This window comes from Citrobacter sp. UYEF32 (genome assembly GCF_040546205.1).
Lineage (GTDB): Bacteria > Pseudomonadota > Gammaproteobacteria > Enterobacterales > Enterobacteriaceae > Phytobacter > Phytobacter diazotrophicus.
Genome location: NZ_JBEPNI010000003.1, coordinates 358,771 through 381,662, shown reverse-complemented (window position 1 = coordinate 381,662; position 22,892 = coordinate 358,771). Strand labels below are relative to the sequence as shown.

Genomic DNA, 22,892 nt, shown 5'->3' with positions numbered 1-22,892 from the left:
GCTATTGCGGACATTTATCTCCGCAGTGTCATGAAATATACCCCTCTTTTTCCGCAATCGCGAAGCTTCTATTGTGGAAACGTTGAACACTGAGGAGAGAATATATGCACGATTTCATTCAACGCGTTGTCCGTCAGGCTCTGCATGAGCGCCGCCTGGTGGGCGTGGAAGTCATGGTCGCCCATCATGGGCAAACGCGTTATCACCAGGCGGCAGGCTACGCCGACCGGGAAACGCAGCGCCCGATGACACTGAATACCCTTTTCCGCCTTGCGTCGGTCAGTAAACCTATCGTGACCACCGCCGCGATGGTGCTGGTGCAGCAGGGGAAATTGCATCTTGATGAGGCCATTACCCGCTACCTGCCTGACTTTACCCCGCCCTTGCCGAATGGCGGCCAGGCCACCATCACGCTGCGCCAGTTAATGAGCCACAGCGCCGGTCTGGGTTACCGCTTCCTTGAAGAGGATGCGAACGGCCCCTACGCCCGCGCAGGGGTTTCTGATGGGATGGATGCTTCCGGGGTAACGCTTAACGAAAACGTCCGTCGTATCGCCACGGTCCCTCTGCTATATACGCCGGGAACCGCGTGGTGTTATTCGCTGGCCATCGATGTGCTGGGGGCGGTGATTGAGCAGGTACAAGGACAACCGCTGGATGTGGCGATAAAAACGCTGGTTACCGGGCCGCTGGCCATGCACAACACCGCCTTCGCGCTCGCCCCACAACAAGAGGTCGCCACCGCCTATGTGAATGACCAGCCGGAGCCGCACCGCCTGCAAGAGGGGGAGTTTGTAGCCCCTTTTGAGAACACTGTGGGTATCTGCTACAGCCCGTCACGGGTCTACAATAGCCAGGCGTACCCGTCGGGCGGAGCGGGAATGGTCGGCACCGTGGGCGATATGATGCGCCTGCTTGAAACGTTGCGCAGCGGTGGCGGTTCCCTGCTGGCCCCCGAATGGGTAGCGGAAATGGGCCGCGATCAGATTGCGCCACATGAACTCCCGGACGCCCCCGGCGTGGGCTTTGGACTGGGCTTTTCCGTTCTTCGCGATCCACAACTCGCCGCCTCGCCGGAATCCCCCGGCACCTGGCGCTGGGGTGGCGCCTACGGCCACGCCTGGTTTGTCGACCAGAAGCAGGCACTCAGCGTAGTGGCCTTTAGCAATACGCTGTATGAAGGCATGTCGGGACAGTTTGTGAATGATCTGCGCGATGCGGTCTACCACGGCCTGCGGGAGGCATCATGACAGGCGCGGAAAGATTGCCCATTTTGCCGCTGCTGGCGCTGGGGATGGCGGCATTTGTCACTATTGTCACCGAAACGCTGCCTGCCGGGTTGCTGACGCTCATGGCAGACGATCTCTCCATCACGCCCGCGGCGGCCGGGCAAAGCGTGACGGTCTATGCCATCGGCTCGTTTATCGCCGCCATCCCGCTGATGTCGTTACTGCAGGGGTGGCGACGCCGCCGCCTGCTGTTGCTGACGCTCGCCGGGTTCACGCTGGCAAATATCGTCACCGCCTTTGCCACCGATTATTGGCTGCTGCTCGCTGCGCGCGGTATCGCTGGCATCGCAGCCGGTATTCTGTGGGCGCTGCTGGCGGGGTTCGCCGCGTCGATGGCCCCCGTCCATAAAAGGGGAAAAGCGATCGCCATTGTCATGGCAGGCACACCGCTGGCGCTCTCCATTGGCGTGCCCATCGGCACTTTCGTGGGTAACCTGATTGGCTGGCGACTCTGTTTTGCGATGCTTAGCGTAATGTCGTTGCTGTTGATCATCGTTCTGCGGCTGAGCGCCCCGGATCATGACGCGGCAGCCGTACAACAGCGTTTATCGCTACGCCGCGTCGCACAACTGCCCGGCGTGGGCGGCGTCCTGCTGCTGGTGCTCTGTTTCGTGCTGGCGCATAACCTGCTCTACACCTATATTTCGCCGTTTCTGGCCCCCGCAGGGTTAACGGCAAGAACGGATGCTGTCCTGTTACTGTTTGGTCTGTGTTCACTGGCGAGTATCGCGGTAACGGGGGTGTTGATTGACCGCCACCTGCACCGACTCACCGTGCTGAGTGTTGGTCTGTTTATGCTGGCCGCCCTGCTTCTGCAACTGAATGCGAGCAGCGCCTCCACGGTCTGGGTCGCGGTGACGCTGTGGGGGCTGGCCTTTGGTGGGGCCGCCACCCTGTTTCAGACCGCGATGGTGATCCGCGCGAAAGCGGCGACAGACATCGCGCAATCAATGCTGGTAACGGTGTGGAACCTGGCGATTGCTGGCGGCGGCGTGCTGGGAGGCATAGTGTTACAACACACTGGAACAGGCGGTTTTACCCCTCTGTTGCTCTTACTGCTGGCCGTGGCGATGGGGGTGGCATGGGTAACAGGCAAAAAAATCTGTGCGGGTGAGCAACAGTCATTCATCGAACAGTAAGGCAACGAGCACATCGGCACGCAGCGTGATATGTTGTGCGTATTGTGAATAATTTTGCGAAATGCGCAAAGATGATAACGCCCAATTTTGCCGAGTATCTCTCTGTCTTCGCCGATGTCGTGCGCAGCGGCAGCTTTTCCGCTGCTGCGCGTAAGCGTGCACAAACCCCGTCTGCCGTGGTGCGGCAAATTGATGCGCTGGAACATGAGCTGGGTGTCGCGTTGTTTATCCGCTCAACGCGCTCACTGACGCTGACAGATTCGGGGCAGAAACTGTACCAGCGGGCGCTGCGCCTGCTTGATGAGCTGGCTGATGTTCACGCGGAGGTCTCAGCATTTGATATTTCCGTGTCCGGCACCCTGCGCATCGCGTGCCTGCCCTCTTTCGGCAAGCGATACGTTCTGCCGGTCATCGCAGCGCTGGAAGCGGAACACCCGGCGCTGCGCGTTGAACTCGATCTCACCGAACGGCTTTACAATCCGGTCACAGAGCGGCTGGACGTGATGATTCGCATGGGCGATCTGCCGGACAGCACGCTTATCGCCATGACGCTCGCGCCGCTGACACGCCTGCTGGTGGCAAGCCCCGCTTACCTTGCGCGTGCAGGCCAGCCGGTCACTGCCAGCGAACTGGTCTCGCACCGCCTGCTCGATAAACTGCACGGCACCGACCTGCTGGGATGGAAGGAGATCCCCGGTTTTTCGCACAGCGAAGCGCAACGTGCCGGGGTGTTCTTTCGCTGCGATGATTTTGAAGCCTTACGCAGCGCGGCACTGGCTGGCATGGGCATCGCCTTTCTGCCCACCTGGATTGTCGGCCAGGATGTAAAAGCGGGCGCACTCACGCGTCTTTCGCTCGACGGCGAACCCTGGAATGCCGCCCCGTCGCGCATTCATCTGCTGCGCGCGCTGCCACAGCCCGGCGCCAAAGTCCGCGCCTTTAATGCGGCACTTTGCCAGGCCATCGGCACACCGCCTGTCTGGGAACCCTGAACTTCATCTTTGCATAATGCGCAAAGATGTTGCGTCCGAAACGGCGTTATCATCCTGCATCGTGCCGTATAGAGTGGTGGCAACTCTTGATACGGGATTGATGCCACCATGGTTACCTCTTCTTCATCGTCAGCGCCGCTCTCGGCCACCACCGTTTTTCTGATGGCCCTGGCCTGCGCCTTTGCAGTTTCAACGCTTTATTACAACCAGCCGCTACTCGCCAGCATGGGGGCAACCTTCGGGCGCTCCGATGCGCAGGCGGGCCAGATTGCCATGCTGACGCAACTTGGTTACGCCAGCGGCCTGTTCCTGCTGGTTCCACTCGGCGATCGGGTCGATCGTAAACGACTCATCATCGCGCTGCTGGCATGCAATATGGTCAGCCTGCTGGCGGTGGGCGTCGCTCCCAATTTTAACCTGTTAAAACTGGCCAGCTTCGCCGTCGGCGCCAGTGCCGTGAGCGCACAAATTATTATCCCCACCATGTCGGGTCTGGTCGATCCGACCCTACGTGGACGGGTTGTAGGCACGCTGTTGAGCGGCCTCTCGGCAGGTTTACTGTTTGCCCGCACCTTAAGTGGTTTTGTCGGTGCCAGTGAGGGCTGGCGTATGATGTTTTTGCTGGCCGTCGCCATCGATGTACTGGTGATGGTGGTGATTATCCTCCGCTTCCCGTCAACCGCGCAGGCTACATCACTCCCCTATACCGCCTTGCTGTCATCACTGTGGGCACTGTTTAAAGATGAACCCACCGTTCGCGCCGCTTGCGCTACGGGATTTCTGATGTTTGCCGCCTTCTCCGCATTATGGTCTACGCTCGCTATGTTGATGGCGCGCCCGCCGTATGAATTTGGCCCGAACACCGTGGGGGCATTTGGTTTCGTCGGAATCGCCGGTCTGCTGGCTTCCCCGGCGATTGGCCGCGCGGTCGACCGCGTGGGTTCCGGCAAGATGCTTTTCGCTGGCGCACTGCTGTTGGTGGCGGCTTTTGCGCTGGTAGGCGTCGGCGCTTCACATCTGTGGTTACTCATCGTGGCAATGGCGACGATTGATATCGGTAACCGTGCGGGCCTGGTGGCGAATCAAAGTCGTATTACAGCGCTTTCGGCCACCGCGCGTAGCCGCCTTAATACCCTGTTTATGACCAGCTATTTTCTTGGCGGCGCAACGGGAACGGCGGTTGCGGCCACCACATCAGCTTCACTCGGCTGGCACGGGCTGGCGCTGACCGGGGCACTCTTTGCCGTTATGGCGCTGTGCGCCCATCTTTTAATCCGTACATCAACGCCGTCGCATCGCTAAAACGCACGGACTGAGGAGATAATATGTCTGAACAAACGAACGTGATCCCCGACACCATGACTGCCATCGAAATTACAGAGCCCGGTGGTCCGGAGGTGCTGAAACCAACAACGCGCCCGGTACCGCGCCCTAAAGAGAATGAAGTTCTGATTCAGATTGCCGCGGCGGGCGTCAACGGTCCTGATGTGATGCAACGCAAAGGGCAATATGCGCCACCGCCTGGCGCATCAGATATCCCCGGTCTGGAGGTTTCCGGTGTGGTCGTGGCCATCGGTAGCAAAGTACAGCGTGTTAAGCCGGGCGATCATGTGGCCGCGCTGATCCCAGGCGGTGGCTATGCGCAATACTGCGTGGCGGATGAAATCAATATCCTGCCCTTACCGCCTGAACTTAGCCTGACCGAAGCTGCCGCGTTACCCGAAACGTTTATGACGGTCTGGCTCAATATGTTCCAGCGCGGTCAGTTTAAAGCGGGCGATATTATCCTGATTCATGGCGGCGCATCCGGTATTGGTACGACGGCGACCATGCTGGCAAAAGCCTTTTGCGCCGCGAAAATCATCACCACGGTCGGCTCAGAAGCGCATCGTCAGGCCAGCCTGAAACTGGGGGCGGATGCCGCCATCCTCTATAAAGAGGAAGATTTCGTGGATGCCGTTCATCGTGAGACCGACGGGCATGGCGCGGATATTATTCTCGACATTGTGGCCGGGGATTACGTTGCCCGTAATTATGCCGCCGCTGCGATGAACGGTCGCATTGTGCAGATTGGCGTGATTGGCGGCGTAGCTAAAGAGGTTGATTTGTTCCCGATGCTCAGCAAACGGCTCATGCATCTGGGCTCCACGCTGCGTTCGCGTACCCCAGCGGAAAAAGCCGAGCTGATTGATGCCCTCACCGAAAACGTGTTGCCGTTAATTGAAACCGGGTCGGTGAAGCCGCAAGTCTTTAAAACCTTTCCACTGACCCAGGCAAGCGAAGCGCACCGGATGCTGGATGCCAGCGCGCATATCGGGAAAGTGGTGTTGGTGATGGAGCAGTAAACGCACCGGCGATGTCTGGCCCAGGACAGGCATCGCCAACAGAAAAGCAAGAGGAGGTCGATCGCCTCCGTCACCACAGTAACGCCTATCGTTGAGCAAGGAATAAACGATTAAAGTTTGCATATTTTGCATATTCCTATAAAAAACAACGGCCATTTTGCGCCACGGTTATCGGATGCAAAATGTATATAGTTTCTTAGCAAAATTATTTCTCTCTCCCCTGTATTTATTTATCAGCACTCCTGTTAGACTCCAACTAAATCGTACACTATCAAATATCGAGCGATTTACATTGCGTGCCGTTTACGCCCTTTGCCACCTCTCTAAAACAGAGCGCGACTATGAACTCATTAAAAAACTTCACCATCCGCCGCGTTGTGCTATGCATCCTGCTCACGGCATTTGCACTTATCACCGCGACCGGTGGTTATGCCGCTTACACAGCTCACAACATGAATAAATACGCCGAGCAGAGCGCGGCGCAGACACAACAGGCCCTTTTCCTCGCCCACGCCACGCTGGTTTTACAACATGGCACAGACGCTGAAAAACAGGCGCTTAAAAATGAAATCCCGGCGGGCCCGGAATGGGCGACGCTGTCCCAGGCGTTATCGGACACCTCCGCTAACTGGCAAACAGAAGCCACGGCGCGTATTAAAGACCTGACACAGCATGCCGTTTTCGACAGTGCGCTGAATTCATCTGACGGTAAGCGACTGAATATAGTGCTGCTCATCGCGCTGTTTGCGCTCGGCGGGCTGGTTCTGTTCTGTGACTGTTATCTGGTCATCCATCTGGTTAAACCGGTTGGCGATATTCGTTCATACTTCCAGGTTATTGCGCAGGGTGACCTTACCCGTGAGCCGAAAGATATTGGACGTAACTGCGTCGGCCAGATGATCCCCCTGGTGCGGGAAATGCAGCACAGCCTCCTTAAGACGGTCACCGCGATAAGCGAAAACAGTGACGCGCTTCATCGCGAAGCAAGTGAGATCGCGGCGGGCAATAGCGACCTGGCAAACCGCACCACGCGGCAGGCGGCCTCTCTGGAACAGGCGGCGACGAGTATGGAAGAGTTAACCTCAACGGTAAGCCATAACGCGGATAACGCCCGCCAGGTTCGCGACCTGTCAGTGACGACCGCAGAAACGACGGAAAAAGCCAGCAAACTGGTTGAGAATCTTGCCAGCACCATGAACCGTATCGCGGACGGCTCTGAGCAGATTCGCCAGTTCACCTCAACCATCAATAGCATTGCTTTCCAGACCAATATCCTTGCGCTTAACGCAGCAGTAGAAGCGGCGCGAGCCGGTGAGCAGGGGCGCGGTTTTGCTGTGGTGGCGACGGAAGTGCGTTCCCTTGCCCAGCGTAGCGCAACGGCCGCACGGGAAATCGAGTCCCTGATAAAATCAGCCATCGTTTCGGTGCATGAGGGCAAAGAGATTACCGATGCTGCGGGTGCGGCAATGACAGAGGTGAAAGGGAATGTCGCCAGCGTGAATACGCTTATCGGCGAGATTGCACTGGCCTCCGATGAACAAAGTAAGGGGATTTCACAGCTCAACCATGCGGTTGCGGAGCTGGACAGAGTGACACAGCAAAATGCCGGACTTGTCCAACAGGTGACGACGTCTGCCAATAATCTCAACGCCAGAACCGAAATCCTTAATGAGGTGGTCAGTCACTTCACGCTCCCTGGCACCACGGTACGGCGAGAAAGCACCCGCGCAGATTTTGCCAGGAAGCTCATCCCCGCCAGAGCACAGTGAGTCAGACCGGGCATAAGAACGAACATCTATAACGTCACGGACACCGCAGTGTTTTACAACATGAAGGTGTCCGTGACGCGTAAATGCAACACCGCATCGCTGCGCTTCGCAGCCCCCCGTTTCTGCCCCCCCATACCCAACAGCCACTCCCCTTGCGCTTAATGACTGAATTTACCAATCCAGGGGCTGGTTTTATCCTGCGACCATAACTTCATCAACATCTCGCGAAATTTCTCGGCCGCCGGGCTCAATGAATCCCCCCTTCGTAACACTAAGCCAAGCGTTCTTCGGATAACGGGTTCGATAAGAGGACGGCTAACCAGCACATGATGCTCATCGGTAGGCATTGCCAGGCTGGGGACAACCGCAACCCCCAGACCCGCTTCCACCATCCCGAGAGATGTAGAGAGATGCCTGACTTCATAAAACCAGTTCGGCTGCCAGTCGAACCCTTCGAGCGCCTGGTCGATCAGGAGCCGGTTGCCGCTCGATTTGCGGACGCCGATAAGCCGGAGCCCGGCAAGATCTTCCCACATCACCAGCGATTTTTTGGCGAGTTCATGATCGCGTTTACAGGCCAGAACAAAAGGTTCATTCACCAGAGGAGTAAACTCTATATTGGGATGTGTGATGTTTATCATATTTATGCCGAAATCTGCGTCGCCATTAAGCACGGCTTCGAGGCAGTCGCTGGCACTATGCTCAAGAATGCGGATGCGAATATTCGGGTAATGTTCATTGTAATCACGAATAACGGAGGGCAAGAAATAGAACGCGGCGGTAGGTAAACAGGAGAGCGTAATAACCCCCGTTTGATGCGTTGCCATCTCTTTAATGCTGAGAATAGAACTTTCATAAAAATCGATGAGATTCTTTGCCTTAGGCAGAAAATCTCGCCCGACGGCGGTCAGTTTTACTCGTCTGGTCGACCGCTCAAATAACGTTGTGCCCAAACTCTCCTCCAGCTTTTTTATTCGCCTTGTTAAGGCAGGCTGGGAGATGTGTAAAAATTGTGACGCCCTTGTGAAACAGCCAATTTCCGCAATCTTAACAAAAGCTTGAATACCCTGTAATTCATGCTGCATGTTTATCCCCCCCACGTTTACCCCGCTATTAAACCATCGTAACCGACAGTTTATTAATGTGTAAAACGCATTAATTCTTCGTTTTTTGACATTAGAGTTATTTATCCGCATATGGGACGCTTACTGCATCATTTAATGTGTGGAAAGAGAAAACCTATGTTCAACATACCTTGCGTACTGATGCGCGGCGGTACTTCTAAGGGACCCGTTATTCTGGCAAGCGATTTGCCCACCGACGTCCAGGAACGTGATGCGGTTCTGCTGGCGCTGATGGGTGCCGGCCATGAGCTGGAAATTGATGGCATCGGTGGCGGCAGCCCGCAGACCAGTAAAGTGGCGATTGTGAGCCGTTCAGAGAGCCCGGATGCGGATATTGACTATCTGTTTGCCCAGGTCATGGTGAAAGAGCGCCGTGTGGATACCACGCCCAACTGCGGAAATATGTTATGTGCGGTTGGCCCTTTTGCCATTGAAAAAGGGCTGGTTGCGGCAAAAAACCCAGTCACCACGGTTCGCATCCGTAATCTCAACACCGGAACATTTGTTGACGCCGAAGTGCAAACCCCTGATTACAAGGTGTGTTATGAGGGTGACACGCAAATTGATGGTGTGCCTGGCGCCGCAGCGCCGGTCGGTTTAACGTTCCTCAATTCCGCAGGCTGTAAAACCGGTAAATTACTCCCGACCGGTAACACAACGGATGTTTTTGACGGAGTGGAAGTCACCTGCATTGATATGGCGATGCCGATGATCTTAATCGATGCACAGCAGATGGATAAAACCGGTGGTGAATCACCTGCGGAACTGGAAGCCGATCTGGCGTTTATGCAACGGCTTGAAAAAATCCGTCGCAAAGCTGGCGAGGCCATGGGTTTTGGCGATATCAGCGACAAAGTGATACCCAAACCAGTGCTTCTGAGCAAACCTACGGCGGGTGGCACGATTAAGGTTCGCTATTTCATGCCGCATAATTGCCATAAATCGCTGGCTATTACCGGATCTATTGGTATTTCAACAGCAACCATCATTGATGGCTCTGTTGCCCAGAAAATCATTAGTGACCAACCGAAAGATGCATTTACCAATATTGTTAATATTGAACACCCAAGCGGAAAAATTACAGTCTCATTATTAAAAGACGGAAATAAAATCGAAAACACCCGCGCTGCTGTAATCAGAACGACCCGTAAATTGTTTGAGGGTAGTGTTTATGTTCCGGAAATCGCTTTAGCGGAAGTTATCTGAACATCAGCCAGCCTTTTAGAAGTTTTACCGATTAATACCTTTAGCCTGTAACGGCTAAGAAGCTCTGTACCAGAAAAATAATGTCGAGGATATTATGGCTATAACGAACGTTAAAAATATTTCAGGCGGTTCCGGCGATGTAACAGCGAGCCAATACATCCGTGTCATCTTTGCTTTAGCCCTGTCAGGTTTGGCTGAATTAGCGTCTTTGTTTTTCATTCAACCGTTGTTACCTGTTCTCGCGGTTGAATATGATGTCCCGGTCAGTCAGGTCAGTATCATTCTTTCCGCAGAAACCGCCCTGCTTGCCATTGGTCTGTTGTTCACGGGTACACTTTCCGATCATTATGGCCGTAAGCGCCTGATTATTGTCTCCTTATTACTGGGTGGGTTACTCACCATTCTGTGCCCGCTGGTCCAGTCATGGGCGATGCTGGTGGCGCTACGTGCCGTTATTGGCCTGGCGCTGAGCGGCATTGCCGCTGCGGCAACGGCTTATATTAGCGAAGAAGTGGCCCCGGTCGTTGCGGGCGTAGTCACCGGTTACTTTGTGTTTGGCAACTCAATGGGTGGAATGTCGGGCCGTATCGTGGCCAGCCAGTTGATTGAACACATTTCCATAAACACGATTTTCTACGGTTTTGCGGCAAGCCTGATTGTTGTTGCGCTACTGGTTTACTTTATTCTGCCCGCCTCCAAAAACTTCAAACCGACGGAAACCCTGAATGTATTCCGTGTTGTGAAGGGCGCCGCGTCGCATTTCCAAAATAAAAAACTCGCTCTGGCATTTGTTATTAGCTTTATCATTTTTGGTACCTTCACCTCTCTCTATAACTATCTGGCCTTCTTCCTTAAGGGCGAGCCGTTCCATATTTCCCCTGCCAACGCCGGGCTGCTCTCTTTCAGTTTTGCGTTAAGCTTTTTCACGGCGCCGCAGGCCGGGCGGTTCTCTGCGAAATATGGCAGCATGAATGTGCTTCGCGTGTTGTTCGCCATCATGTCTTTGGGGATGTTGCTGACGCTAACCTCTAACGTCATCACCTTTATCCTGGGTGCCGTCATCTTCACGGCATGCTTCTTCGGTTGCCATTCCATCGGTCTGAGCTGGGTAAGTAAGAACGCCACACATGCTCGCGGGCAGGCCGTCGCCCTCTATTTATTCTTCTACTACATGGGGGGCTCTGTTATTGGCTTCCTGAACGGTTTCGTCTTCCACTCAACCGGCTGGGCAGGCATGACCGCATTTATTATTGCTCTGCTGGTGCTGGGTATGATTGTCGCAACACATCTTGCCTCAGGCGCGAAAGCGAATCTGGTGCCAGAAACGTCAAAATAACCGCAATCGATATACCACTCACGCCATCAACTGGCGTGAGTAAATAAAGTTTAAAAGCCAGAATTAGGTGTCATTATGAAACTTGCAAGTTACATTCATCACGGTCGTAAAAGCTACGGTATTTATACCGAAGCAGGTATTATCGACCTTGGTCAAAAAATTGGTCAGCAATATCCAACATTAAAAGATCTCCTGCAATGGGATGCTCTCGATGTCGCCCAGCAATATGTTGACTACCCGGCGGATATTACAGATAAAGATATTGCATTCTTACCGGTTATTGAGGAGCCTGGAAAAATTTTTTGCGTGGGAATGAACTATGCAGAAAAAAGAAAGGAGTTCTCCGAAACCAACAACGCGCCAACGTTATTTATCCGCTTCCCGGATTCGCAGACAGGCCACGCACGGCCGGTCATCAAACCGAATCTTACTGAGGAATTTGATTACGAAGGCGAACTGGCCGTCATCATCGGAAAAGCGGGCGAGAATATTAATCGTAGCGATGCGTTAAGCCATGTGGCGGGCTATAGCTGTTATATGGACGGTTCGGTTCGCGACTGGCAGCACGCATGGTTTACTGCCGGTAAAAACTGGCGTCAGACCGGCGCATTCGGGCCCTACATGACAACCGTTGATGAAATCCCCGATCCGCACGCATTATCCATTCAGACGTATTTGAATGGCATGCTGGTGCAGAATGATTCAACAGCCAGCATGATTCACAAAGTCGCCGATCTCATTGCTTATATCAGCACCTTCACGATGCTTAGCCCTGGCGATGTCATTATTACGGGGTCACCGGGTGGTGTTGGTAAAAAACGCAATCCGCCTTTATTCATGCATGAAGGTGATTGTGTCGAAGTCGCTATTGAGAAATTAGGCAGGCTGACCAATACCATTGTCGAGTCAACGTCGCCATCCAATGCATTTGCCCTTTAATTCGCTCGTCATAACACATGCGTCATTCAGTATCGATGAACACCAGGTCAGGAGAAATTTAGATGTATGCCGAAAAAACGCTAGAATTCGATACGGTTGAAACTAGCAACGGTGTTCTCAAAGACGAGATTATCGCATTTCTGAAAAGTAATGGATTAGGAATTGATGATGATGTCGGGCAATTCGTCATTGCGCGCGCTGGCAAAGAATTAATTGCCTGTGCGGGCCTGGCGGGCAATACATTAAAATGTATCGCTGTGCATATTGAATGGCGCGGAACATCGCTGGGATTACAGTTGATTCGCGAAGCGGAAAATCTGGCAAACCAGAACGGTGATCATCATCTGTTCCTTTTAACCTGCCCTGATAACGTTAAATCTTTCCGTGGTTGCGGCTTCTTTCCTTTAGCCACCCTTGATGGCAAAGCCGCATTAATGGAAAACACCCCGGTTGGCATCCACCGTTACTGTAAGAAACTGCGCGCAGAATTTTTCGTCCCGGCGGCCAATATTGGCGGTATCGTTATGAATGCGAACCCCTTCACGTTAGGGCACCAGTTCCTTATCGAGGAGGCCGCCCGTGCGTGCGACTGGCTGCATGTATTTGTTGTGGAAGAAAACTTATCACAGTTCTCCTTTACTGAGCGCATTGCAATGGTGCGTGACGGGGTGAAACATCTCACTAACGTAACGGTACATCCCGGTTCCAGATACATTATTTCTCGCGGCACTTTCCCCAGCTATTTTTTAAAAGAGAAACAGGTGGTGAATGATGTCTATTCCGCGATCGATTTAATTATGTTCCGACGTTATATTGCGCCCGCACTGGGCATTACACATCGTTTCGTTGGCACTGAGCCATATTGTAAAGTTACAGCCCAGTATAACCAGGCTATGCACCACTGGCTTGAAGACGAATTGGTCATTCCCTCCACCGCCATTAAAGTGCATGAAATCGACAGAAAAACCGATGAAAATAATTATCCAATCTCAGCATCGGCTGTTCGCGCCCTCTTGAATAAGAACAAACTGTCAGTCGCAAGAAATATGGTGCCCGAAAGCACCATGCCTTACTTATATAACTGGCTAAAAGCAAATCACCCTGACTTGCCGGAACAACATCTGGCAGGGAATCTTATGAGCATTAGCGTAGGACTCTAACATGAAAATTATACAGGCAGCTCTGGCAGGCACGCTGGAATCGAGCGACCTCATGGTTAAAGTTAGCCCTTCTGACAGCGGGCTGGATATTGTTATTAATAGCGAAGTGATGAAGCAATTTGGCGAACAAATTACTCAGGTCGTCAAAGAAACGCTGGCTGCATTCAATGTCACCCACGGGCAAATCATTGTTGATGATAAAGGCGCACTGGATTGTGTTATTCGCTCCCGGATGCAAATCGCCATCCTGCGAGGAACCTGTAGCGATGAAATTAACTGGGAGAAATTACAATGAAAAAATTACGCCGCAGTATGCTTTTCTTACCGGGCTCAAGCGCTTCCATGTTATCGACCGCGTTTATTTATAAACCAGATTCAATCATGTTTGACCTTGAAGATGCGGTTTCGTTAAGGGAGAAAGACAGCGCTCGTATATTGGTTTTTAACGCCCTCCAGCATCCCATGTATAAAGATATTGAAACGGTGGTGCGCATTAATCCATTAAACACCCCATTCGGTTTAAAAGATCTTGAGGCGGCGGTCCGCGCCGGGGTCGATGTTATTCGCTTGCCGAAAACAGATACGCCAGAAGATATTCATGAGCTTGAACGTGAAATTGTGCGCATTGAGGAAAGCTGTGGCCGTGAGGTTGGCTCCACACAGGTGATGGCGGCTATCGAATCTGCAATTGGCGTTATCAATGCTGTTGCCATTGCCCGCTCCTCAGAGCGACTGATGGGCATTGCGTTAGCCGCATTTGACTATGTGATGGATATGCAGACAGAACGCGGAGACGGTACTGAACTGTTTTATGCGCGTTGTGCGGTTCTCCATGCGGCGCGTGCCGCGGGTATCGATGCGTTTGACGTTGTTTATGGCGATGTGAACGACGAAGAAGGCTTCTTAAAAGAAGTGGATTTAATTCGTCGCATGGGCTTCAACGGTAAATCTTTAATTAATCCACGGCAGATTGAGCTGCTGCATAACGCCTATGCGCCAACCCAGGAAGAGGTTGATTATGCAGAACGCGTCATCGCTGCCGCCGAAGAAGGTGAACGTAGCGGGCTGGGTGTCATTTCTCTGAATGGCAAAATGATCGATGCGCCAATCATCAATCACGCCAGGGTCGTTCTTGAGAGAAGAAAAGCATCAGGCATTCGCCACTAATCGACGGGATAATAAAGATGAAATTAATCGAAGCTTTACAAGAACAGGTCGGGCAATCAAAAAAATATGTGGCATTTACCCATGCCAACGCGACCACACCTTATCTGGCAGATGTCGGGCAAAAGCACCAGCGTAAACTTTGTGACAGTCTGGACGAGATGATAGACCGCTGCGAATTACGTGATGGGATGACAATTTCATTTCATCATGCCTTTCGTGAAGGCGATAAAGTTATCAATCTTGTCGTTGATAAACTCGCTGCATTGGGTCTGAAAAATATTACCCTGGCATCCAGTTCATTAATGACCTGTAACGCCCCCTTAATTCAGCATATTCGTAACGGTGTTATTTCTAAAATTTACACCTCCGGCATGCGCGGGGAATTAGCCGATGCGATTTCGCATGGCCTGATGGCGCAACCGGTAGAGATTCACTCGCACGGCGGTCGCGTTAATCTCATCCAGAAAGGTGAAATTAATATTGATGTCGCCTTCCTCGCTGTCTCGTGTGCTGATGAATATGGCAATGCGAGTGGGAGCGGCGGTAAATCACGCTGTGGCTCGCTCGGCTATGCGATGGTCGATGCGCAGTACGCTAAACGCGTGGTACTGCTGACCGAATCCATCGAGCCCTTCCCTTATATGCCCGCAAGCATTGTTCAGGATCAGGTCGATTACATCGTAAAAATTGACAGCGTAGGCGACCCGGCAAAAATCAGCGTCGGTGCGGCCCGCGTAACCAGCAATCCTCGTGAGCTGATGATTGCGCGCTCGGCGGCGGATGTGGTCGAGCACTCCGGTTATTTCGAACAGGGTTTCTCCATTCAGACCGGTTCTGGCGCGGCATCAACGGCCTGTACGCGCTTTTTAGAATCGCGCATGAAAAATAAAAACATCACGGCGAGTTTTGCCTTAGGCGGCATCACCGGCAGCATTGTGGATCTTCATGAAAAGGGGCTGATTGCCAAATTGCTGGATACCCAGAGTTTTGACGGTGCCGCCGCCGCTTCTTTAGCCAGAAACCCAAACCATGTTGAGATTTCCACCAACGTTTACGCGAATCCGTCATCCAAAGCGGCATGCTGCGACCAGGTGGACATCGTGATTTTAAGCGCCCTTGAAATTGATACTGATTTTAACGTTAACGTGCTGACGGGCTCTGATGGCGTGATGCGCGGTGCCTCCGGCGGTCACTGTGATGTGGCTGCCGCCGCAAACCTGACGGTGGTGGTTGCTCCGCTTATCCGTAGCCGAATTCCAACGGTGGTGAAGCAGGTAACCACCTGCGTGACGCCGGGCGAAAGCATTGATGTTTTGGTTACCGATCATGGTATTGCCGTAAATCCTTCACGTCCTGAAATTCATCAGCGGTTAGTGGCTGCAGGCTTGCCCGTACTGAGTATTGAGGCGTTGCATCAGCGCGCTCTGGAAATCTGCGGTCACCCAAAAGCCATCGAGTTTACCGACAAAATCGTGGGCATTGTTCGTTACCGTGATGGAAGCGTCATTGATGTCGTCCGGCAGGTAAAAGAGTGATGAACGCGATGGCAGACGCAGCGTGTTTACCTGTCTCATTAGCGCAGCTATTAGCCTCCAGAGACGCCCGCGCAGAGCAACAGCAGCGCTGGTTAACGCAGTGGGGAGAGACGCTCATTTCGACGACCCTGGTCTGGCCGGGCGAGGTCAAAGACACGCCGGTCTCCAGGGCTGTAATGGAGGTGGCGAATGCGGCTCTTTCGGGGCTTATTCTCGCTAATGGCTGGGAGATCGTCCGGCACGACGCTCGCCTGCTTATCACCGGACCGGAGTCATTCTGGTCCGTTAATGCACCCGCATCGCAAGTCAAAAAGGCCACCATCCTTCTTGAGGAGAGCCACCCTTTGGGCAGGTTGTGGGATATCGATGTGTTTTGCCCGGAGAATGGCTTATTGAGCCGTAAATCCGTAGGTGAAAACAAAAGACGTTGCTTCATCTGTGATGAACCCGCACATGTCTGTTCACGCATGCGGCGCCATTCGCTTCATTCCCTGCAAACTGTCATGGAGGCCAGGATCAATGACTATTTCTGCCATCAGAAGTGAACCGTTGGTTGAGGGGCTTAACGTTGCTGAGCTCGCCGCAGAGGCGATGTACCGCGAAGTGATTTTGACCCCCAAACCGGGGCTGGTAGACCGCCATAACAATGGTTCGCATACGGATATGAATATGAAGCTCTTTATGTCCAGTATCGCGGCCATTGCCCCGTGGTTTGCGTTGTTTGTCTCCAAAGGGATGCAGACGGCCAGACAGGAGCCCGGCCAGACACTTCGGGCTATCCGCCCTATCGGGCTTGCCTGTGAGCAGGCCATGTTTCGCGCGACGGGGGGCATCAACACCCATAAAGGGGGGATCTTTTCGCTTGGTCTGCTTTGTTCTGCCGCCGGGCGTCTGCAAGGCAAAGGCGAAGCGATCGATCGCAGCGCGCTCTGCCGTGAAATGAGTCTGATCTGCGCCGGTATGGTGAGCCGTGAGTTGAAACAACATGGCGATGCGAAGACCAAAGGTGAGCAACTGTTTCGGGATCATGGCTTCACGGGCGCCCGTGGTGAAGCGGAAAGCGGATTTGTGACGGTCAGGCACTACGGATTACCCGCATGGGAAAAAGCCATAAGGTCGGGTTATTCACCAGAGGAGTCTTTGCTGCGGGTTTTGCTTTCCTTAATTGCCCATAATCCTGACACCAATATCCTCTCGCGAGGCGGCCTTGATGGATTGCGCTATGCCAGGCGGTATGCGGCCCGACTTCTTCGTATTAAACATCTTACCGGCAACAGGTTCAGGCAGGCTCTTTTTAATATGGACAAGGCGTTTATCGCCCGAAATTTAAGTCCGGGAGGAAGCGCCGATCTGCTGGCCGTAACCTGGCTCCTTTCCCGTTTTCCAGCCTGAGGGCGAAAACGAAAGATTGACGGAATTTACCATGACAATATCGCGCCTGTTAGCACTGGATGATGTTTTTACCACTATTCTGGTTCCGGGATTGAGGGATAGCGACGAGTACCACTGGCAAACCTGTTGGGCACGCCAGTTACCTCGCTGGAAAAGAATAAGCCAACGAAACTGGATCCAGCCGGATATTGAAAACTGGTGTGCCGCGATCCGCAGGGAATTAACCACGTGCAAATTACCCGTTATTTTAATTGGGCATAGCTTTGGTGCCCTTGCCTCCTGGTATCAGGCTCAGCGTCAGGCGTCAAATATTGCCGGAATTGTCATGGTCGCACCGGCGGAACCTTCCTGGTTTGAACTTGAAGAGATCGTCACCGCGTCAAAGCTGAACGTGCCGGGCCTTGTCTTTGCCAGTCGTAATGACCCGCTGATGTCCTTCAACCGCGCGCTATTCTGGTCCGACTGCTGGGGATGTGAGCTTATCGACATGGGTGACGCTGGTCATATTAATTCGGAATCAGGTTTTGGTGAGTGGAAATATGGCCTTGAAAGAATATCTGAATTTGGAGAAGAGCTATTAAAAATAGCAATATGATTATTTGATGTAAAAACACCATAGCACATTTTTTAATTTCCTTATGATAAGGTCAGGATATTTTATGTTTGAAGAATATAAGAAGCATGTCGCTGAGCGCGCAGAAAATGGAATACCCGCTAAACCCTTAACCGCGCAACAGGTCAGAGAATTAATTGCCCTCCTCGAAAATAAACGGTGCGAGGATCGAGAGGCGTTAATTAACCTGTTAATTAACCAGGTTTCTCCCGGCGTTGATGCTGCTGCAAAAGTGAAAGCAGAATTCTTAGATAAAATTATCAAAGCAAAAACAAGTGAATTCGGTATCACGCCGCAGGACGCTATTACTATTCTTGGGACCATGCAGGGGGGCTACAATATTCAGCCGCTCATTGATTCGCTGGACGACAGTGAACTGGCTCAGTTAGCGGCGAATAAACTTAGCCACACTATTCTTATCTTTGAAAAATTTAACGATATCGAGCAAAAAGCCCGTAACGGGAATGTGCATGCCAAAGCGGTTATTACGTCATGGGCGAATGCCGAGTGGTTTAGCGAACGCACGAAGCTTGAGGAAAAAGTCACGCTGACAGTCTTCAAAGTGCCCGGCGAAACCAATACCGATGACCTTTCGCCAGCCCCTGAGGCGTGGTCACGTCCGGACATTCCCCTGCATGCGCTCTCCATGCTGAGTTCCCCCCGTGAAGGTGTGAACCCGGACCAACCGGGGCAATACGGGCCAATCGCCCAGATCCGGGAACTAAAAGCCCGGCAGTATCCTCTTGCTTACGTTGGCGATGTGGTAGGGACCGGCTCTTCACGAAAATCCGCAACAAACTCCATCCTCTGGCATATCGGGAAGGATATTCCCTTTGTCCCCAATAAACGCAGCGGGGGCGTTGTCTTAGGCGGAAAAATTGCGCCGATCTTTTTCAATACCCTGGAGGACTCCGGCGCATTACCTATTGAAGTGGATGTCTCCGGTTTATCGACAGGTATGGTGATTGATCTTTATCCGTACAAGGGCGAGATTCGCCACCATCACGATCAGACGCTTATTGCCTCATTTAGCCTGAAAACAGATGTCTTGCTGGATGAAGTCCAGGCGGGCGGTCGCATCCCGTTGATCATTGGCCGCAGCTTAACGGCAAGAGCCAGGGCCTCTTTAGGCCTGCCGGCAACGTCCATTTTCAGGAAAGCCAAAGCGCCTGCGCCATCCTCAGCCGGGTTTACGCTGGCGCAGAAGATGGTGGGCAGAGCGTGCGGCGTGGAAGGTATTCGTCCTGGGCAATATTGTGAACCTAAAATCACCACCGTGGGATCGCAGGATACCACCGGCGGGATGACACGTGATGAACTGACGGACCTTGCATGCTTAGGGTTTTCTGCCGATCTGGTGATGCAGTCTTTTTGCCATACGTCAGCCTATCCCAAACCCGTCGATGTTAATTTGCATGAGACGCTGCCGCAGTTCATTACCGGCAGAAAAGGCGTTGCGCTGAAACCCGGCGATGGGATTATCCACTCATGGCTGAACCGTATGCTGATCCCGGACACCGTCGGTACGGGCGCGGATTCACATACGCGCTTTCCCTTAGGGATCTCGTTTCCGGGCGGTTCCGGGCTGGTTGCTTTTGCCGCCGCCACGGGAATTATGCCGCTCGATATGCCGGAATCTGTGCTGGTCCGCTTTAAGGGTGAAATGCAAAAAGGGATCACCCTGCGCGATTTGGTTCACGCGATCCCTTACTACGCCATTAAGCAAGGGTTGCTGACCACCGAGAAGAAAAACAAACGCAATATATTTTCCGGTCGTATTCTGGAAATCGAAGGTTTACACATGTTGAAGGCTGAGCAGGCCTTTGAACTGGCGGATGCCTCCGCAGAGCGCTCAGCGGCTGCCTGTGTGCTACGCCTGGAAGAAGAGAACGTTGCCGAATATTTGCGTTCCAATGCCACATTGCTGCGCTGGATGATTAGCCAGGGTTATCAGCACGCGCCGACCCTTGAAAAGCGTATTGCAGAGATCGAAGCATGGCTGGCCAATCCGTCATTACTCAGCGCTGATGAAAATGCCGAGTACGCCGCAATTATTGACATCGACCTGACTGAAATTACGGAGCCGATCGTTTGTGCGCCCAATGACCCGGATGACGCCCGTTTGCTGTCTGAGGTTGCGCGTACACCGGTACAAGAAGTGTTTATTGGCTCGTGTATGACAAACATTGGTCACTTCCGGGCCGCCGGGAAGCTGCTGGCGGATGCAAAAGAGATCCCTGGCCGCCTGTGGATTGCCCCACCAACCAAAATGGATGCCCAACAACTTTCAAGCGAGGGTTATTTTAATAAGTTCATCCGTTCCGGCGCACGCATCGAACCGGCGGGCTGTTCTCTCTGCATGGGCAACCAGGCCAGGGTCAAGGAAGGGAGCAGCGTTGTTTCAACATCTACCCGCAACTTCCCACACCGCCTTGGTACCGATGCAAATGTTTTCCTGGCGTCGGCTGAGCTCAGTGCCATCGCGGCCATGCTTGGAAAAATGCCGACGGTTGAGCAGTATCACTGGCATATGGACAAAATCAATGACACCCGTGAAGAGACCTATCGTTACTTAAATTTCCATACGCTGGCAGAATATCAAGTAGCGGAAAAGCAGCGAATTGACGTGGTAACAATGTAATCGTCTCAAAAACATGCCCGGTAATATTCCCGGGCATGTTTTTCGCCTTCTCATTATCTTTTTTTTGAATTGGCAGAGGTCTCATTTTTAAATTCGACCTCTGATATTGCCAAAGGAATGGATTAATTAAAGCGAGCGCTAAATTATTAAAATTATTACTCCTCGTTTTCGTTATCAGCCTTTCATTAATGACAACACCGCCTGACAGGCTATCAAAAGAGGCATGGGTACTGGCCAGTATTTATCTTGCGGCGACCATTGGTCTGGTGAGCAAACCCTATCCTGAAAATTCGTTATTTATTTGCATCTGGTGGCTGCATTACCCATTATGGCGGCGCGGCAGGGCCAATTACTTTTGCGGCTGGCTATAACGATATAAAATCCTGGTGGATAACGGGTACGATTGTCGAAATATTAACGTTTGTTACTCATATTACCGTCGGGTTCCCGTGGTGGGCGTATTTGAAATCGAGTGGCATGCTCTAATGATAAGAGTGTGCTGATCTTACTTGCGTCGTGTTGATGTCTTATCGCTCAGATGCGTCGGATGACGCAGGATGTTCTCCATCGCCGCCCTGTACCTGTGAAATAGTACAGAACAGATACGTCCGCTCCTCTCCCGGCGCGGGCAATAGTGTGTATCGCCTCAATCAAAATCGCATCGCCGACGGCTGCGGTTAAGTATGCCTGCGCTTTTATCGTTGTTGATTACCACTCGCAGTAAGCATGGCGAAACCAGCCCCGGCACACTCTTTTCTTTATAAATGCAGCGCTTATTATTAACACGCTAATGCTGTACATACCGTTACACAGCAATGCTCATCTTTTCAGATGCACCTGGTATAGAATGTCAAAGAAGATAGATTGGAATAAAGTCCAAATACCCATTGTCCCATTTGTTGTCTATTTGTTGTAACACTAAGAATCAACAAATTTTAAACAAGTTAATGTCATGTAGTCTTACTTTTTTATAATGATAATGAAAATCAAAAATACTCTGTGCCTACATATCCTGATGGCTCTCCTCGCCATCCTGGTTCTGAGCGTTCACCCGGTGGTGACGAGCTTTGATCCGCTGCTTAAATTCCAGCCGATGATTAAATCGATGGAAGGCACACCAAAAGAGCAAGCAGAAAAAATAGCCACCATTTCCCATGCATTACAAGGGAATGCGATTTTCTTTATCGGGGCATCAGAAGTTTCTACTTCCGAAAATGAACATTACGCTGCCTATAATTACTTCAATAAGCAATTGCACAGACCTTTAGTGGCATATGGCGATAGTTATGTCGACGACGTCACACAATTTTTACTGTTCTCCCGTTTTAAAGACAGCCTTAACGCAAACAGTAAAGTGGTGTTGCTCCTGGCACCGGATAGCTTTTATTCAAATGGGCTTCCTCCGGCGATCTTTGCGGATAATTTCCCGGGTTCGATTTTCGATCCATTAATGAAAGACAAGCAGGCTCGTCCTTTGCTGGTCAATTACTTAAAACATATTGAAGCGGACGATATCAGCCATTTGAGTTTTGGTGAAATGGCCATTTATGGCTGGCATCCGGACCTGATCTGGGAAGAGGTGAGCTATCAGTTTGCCAACTTCTGCACCATGATAAAAAACGACTGGCTGGACCTGCTCAATATTGAGCCACAGCCTGCCGCGCAACCCTGGCCCGCACAGCCTGGCAACATAACGATGCCCGACTGGGATCAAGAGCTGGCGAATGCCCGTGAACTCAATAAAGTACGCAAGCAAAGTGCAGCCACGATGTGGATGGACAAGGCGGTTTATGAGGCCGGGGATACCCCTGAGCAGTGGGATGACACGCCTGTCGTGCCGAAGCAAATCGAGGTTTTCCGCGCCACCATCAAACTCCTGAAAGAGCGCCATGTCCAGGTGATTGCGATTGTCGACCCGATTAACCCGTGGGCGCTGATCAATACCAATACGTTCCAGCCGGTTGATAAACAAATTCAGGCAATCCTGACGGAAAACCAGGTGCCTTATTTAGATATGTATGCGATGCCGTATCAAAACGGCTGGAACTGGGATCGTCTGCACCCATCGGAAACGGCATGGGTCCCTATGGTTCGCTTTATCGCGGAGAACTTTAAATGATGAAAACCGCCATTCGCCTGTTTTTACTTTATCTCCTGCTGGCGATAACCATTGTCGCGTGGACCTCCGTGGATGACAGCATGAGTTTGCAATTGCATTTTGAATATCAAAAGTTCTGAGGACGAA

Annotated in this window: 21 protein-coding genes and 1 pseudogene; 21 read left to right on the top strand and 1 reads right to left on the bottom strand. The window is 52.2% G+C overall.

Features of this window, described 5'->3' with window-relative positions:
* Nucleotides 1–104: 104 nt before the first annotated feature.
* The 6 genes from ABIB59_RS10050 to ABIB59_RS10025 all read left to right on the top strand — a co-directional run bounded on the left by ABIB59_RS10050 (nt 105) and on the right by ABIB59_RS10025 (nt 7,534).
* On the top strand, nt 105–1,250 hold the full coding sequence (locus ABIB59_RS10050) for a serine hydrolase domain-containing protein (RefSeq protein WP_354035262.1): 1,146 nt from the start codon (nt 105–107) through the stop codon (nt 1,248–1,250).
* Nucleotides 1,247–2,428 carry an MFS transporter gene (locus ABIB59_RS10045; protein ID WP_354035260.1) on the top strand — a complete coding sequence of 394 codons (1,182 nt, stop codon included), beginning with the start codon at nt 1,247–1,249 and terminating at the stop codon, nt 2,426–2,428. Before ABIB59_RS10050 ends, ABIB59_RS10045 begins: the two co-directional genes overlap by 4 nt.
* 71 nt (nt 2,429–2,499) lie before the next feature.
* Complete coding sequence (locus ABIB59_RS10040; RefSeq protein WP_354035258.1) at nt 2,500–3,420, top strand: LysR family transcriptional regulator; 921 nt, start codon at nt 2,500–2,502, stop codon at nt 3,418–3,420.
* Between the two features lie 108 nt (nt 3,421–3,528).
* Nucleotides 3,529–4,722, top strand: a complete 1,194-nt coding sequence (locus ABIB59_RS10035) for an MFS transporter (protein WP_354035256.1) — start codon at nt 3,529–3,531, stop codon at nt 4,720–4,722.
* A gap of 23 nt (nt 4,723–4,745) precedes the next feature.
* Nucleotides 4,746–5,765: an NAD(P)H-quinone oxidoreductase gene (locus tag ABIB59_RS10030; protein ID WP_354035254.1), complete on the top strand. Its 1,020-nt coding sequence runs from the start codon at nt 4,746–4,748 to the stop codon at nt 5,763–5,765.
* A 341-nt stretch (nt 5,766–6,106) separates the two neighbouring features.
* Nucleotides 6,107–7,534 carry a methyl-accepting chemotaxis protein gene (locus tag ABIB59_RS10025; protein WP_354035252.1) on the top strand — a complete coding sequence of 476 codons (1,428 nt, stop codon included), beginning with the start codon at nt 6,107–6,109 and terminating at the stop codon, nt 7,532–7,534.
* Between the two features lie 158 nt (nt 7,535–7,692).
* Here the strand turns inward: ABIB59_RS10025 and ABIB59_RS10020 are convergent, their stop codons facing one another.
* Nucleotides 7,693–8,619: a LysR family transcriptional regulator gene (locus ABIB59_RS10020; RefSeq protein WP_052249353.1), complete on the bottom strand. Its 927-nt coding sequence runs from the start codon at nt 8,617–8,619 to the stop codon at nt 7,693–7,695.
* Nucleotides 8,620–8,775: 156 nt separating this feature from the next.
* Between ABIB59_RS10020 and ABIB59_RS10015 the strand changes: the two genes are divergently transcribed.
* The 15 genes and pseudogenes from ABIB59_RS10015 (at nt 8,776) to ABIB59_RS09945 (ending at nt 22,885) form a co-directional block, all read left to right on the top strand.
* Nucleotides 8,776–9,864, top strand: coding sequence for a 4-oxalomesaconate tautomerase (locus tag ABIB59_RS10015; RefSeq protein ID WP_354035250.1), 1,089 nt, complete (start codon nt 8,776–8,778; stop codon nt 9,862–9,864).
* A 94-nt stretch (nt 9,865–9,958) separates the two neighbouring features.
* Complete coding sequence (locus ABIB59_RS10010) at nt 9,959–11,200, top strand: MFS transporter (RefSeq protein WP_041852324.1); 1,242 nt, start codon at nt 9,959–9,961, stop codon at nt 11,198–11,200.
* A 75-nt stretch (nt 11,201–11,275) separates the two neighbouring features.
* Nucleotides 11,276–12,139 carry a fumarylacetoacetate hydrolase family protein gene (locus ABIB59_RS10005; protein ID WP_317077790.1) on the top strand — a complete coding sequence of 288 codons (864 nt, stop codon included), beginning with the start codon at nt 11,276–11,278 and terminating at the stop codon, nt 12,137–12,139.
* Nucleotides 12,140–12,201: 62 nt separating this feature from the next.
* Nucleotides 12,202–13,299 (top strand): [citrate (pro-3S)-lyase] ligase, encoded by a 1,098-nt coding sequence (gene citC, locus ABIB59_RS10000; protein WP_354035248.1) that lies wholly within the window; start codon nt 12,202–12,204, stop codon nt 13,297–13,299.
* 1 nt (nt 13,300) lies between these two features.
* The gene (gene citD, locus ABIB59_RS09995; RefSeq protein ID WP_354035246.1) at nt 13,301–13,594 is read left to right on the top strand and encodes a citrate lyase acyl carrier protein; all 294 of its coding nucleotides are present in this window, start codon (nt 13,301–13,303) and stop codon (nt 13,592–13,594) included.
* Nucleotides 13,591–14,466, top strand: coding sequence for a citrate (pro-3S)-lyase subunit beta (gene citE, locus ABIB59_RS09990; protein ID WP_041852328.1), 876 nt, complete (start codon nt 13,591–13,593; stop codon nt 14,464–14,466). The genes citD and citE overlap by 4 nt, the downstream gene beginning before the upstream one ends.
* Before the next feature lie 17 nt (nt 14,467–14,483).
* Complete coding sequence (citF, locus tag ABIB59_RS09985) at nt 14,484–16,001, top strand: citrate lyase subunit alpha (RefSeq protein ID WP_110295959.1); 1,518 nt, start codon at nt 14,484–14,486, stop codon at nt 15,999–16,001.
* A gap of 8 nt (nt 16,002–16,009) precedes the next feature.
* Nucleotides 16,010–16,546: a citrate lyase holo-[acyl-carrier protein] synthase gene (citX, locus tag ABIB59_RS09980; protein WP_354035244.1), complete on the top strand. Its 537-nt coding sequence runs from the start codon at nt 16,010–16,012 to the stop codon at nt 16,544–16,546.
* Complete coding sequence (gene citG, locus ABIB59_RS09975; protein ID WP_079497898.1) at nt 16,521–17,393, top strand: triphosphoribosyl-dephospho-CoA synthase CitG; 873 nt, start codon at nt 16,521–16,523, stop codon at nt 17,391–17,393. The genes citX and citG overlap by 26 nt, the downstream gene beginning before the upstream one ends.
* A gap of 31 nt (nt 17,394–17,424) precedes the next feature.
* A complete protein-coding gene (locus tag ABIB59_RS09970; RefSeq protein ID WP_354035242.1) occupies nt 17,425–17,988 on the top strand; it encodes an RBBP9/YdeN family alpha/beta hydrolase in 564 nt (187 codons plus the stop codon).
* A gap of 64 nt (nt 17,989–18,052) precedes the next feature.
* Nucleotides 18,053–20,647 carry a bifunctional aconitate hydratase 2/2-methylisocitrate dehydratase gene (gene acnB, locus ABIB59_RS09965; protein WP_354035240.1) on the top strand — a complete coding sequence of 865 codons (2,595 nt, stop codon included), beginning with the start codon at nt 18,053–18,055 and terminating at the stop codon, nt 20,645–20,647.
* 188 nt (nt 20,648–20,835) lie between these two features.
* Entirely contained in the window at nt 20,836–21,018 is a 183-nt protein-coding gene (locus ABIB59_RS09960) for a hypothetical protein (RefSeq protein WP_354035238.1), read from the top strand.
* A pseudogene (locus tag ABIB59_RS09955) lies at nt 20,957–21,133 on the top strand (anion permease); the annotation flags it as partial. The gene ABIB59_RS09960 and the pseudogene ABIB59_RS09955, both read left to right, overlap by 62 nt.
* 493 nt (nt 21,134–21,626) lie before the next feature.
* On the top strand, nt 21,627–22,766 hold the full coding sequence (locus ABIB59_RS09950) for a D-alanyl-lipoteichoic acid biosynthesis protein DltD (RefSeq protein WP_354035236.1): 1,140 nt from the start codon (nt 21,627–21,629) through the stop codon (nt 22,764–22,766).
* Entirely contained in the window at nt 22,763–22,885 is a 123-nt protein-coding gene (locus ABIB59_RS09945) for a hypothetical protein (protein ID WP_255423173.1), read from the top strand. Before ABIB59_RS09950 ends, ABIB59_RS09945 begins: the two co-directional genes overlap by 4 nt.
* Nucleotides 22,886–22,892 lie beyond the last annotated feature (7 nt).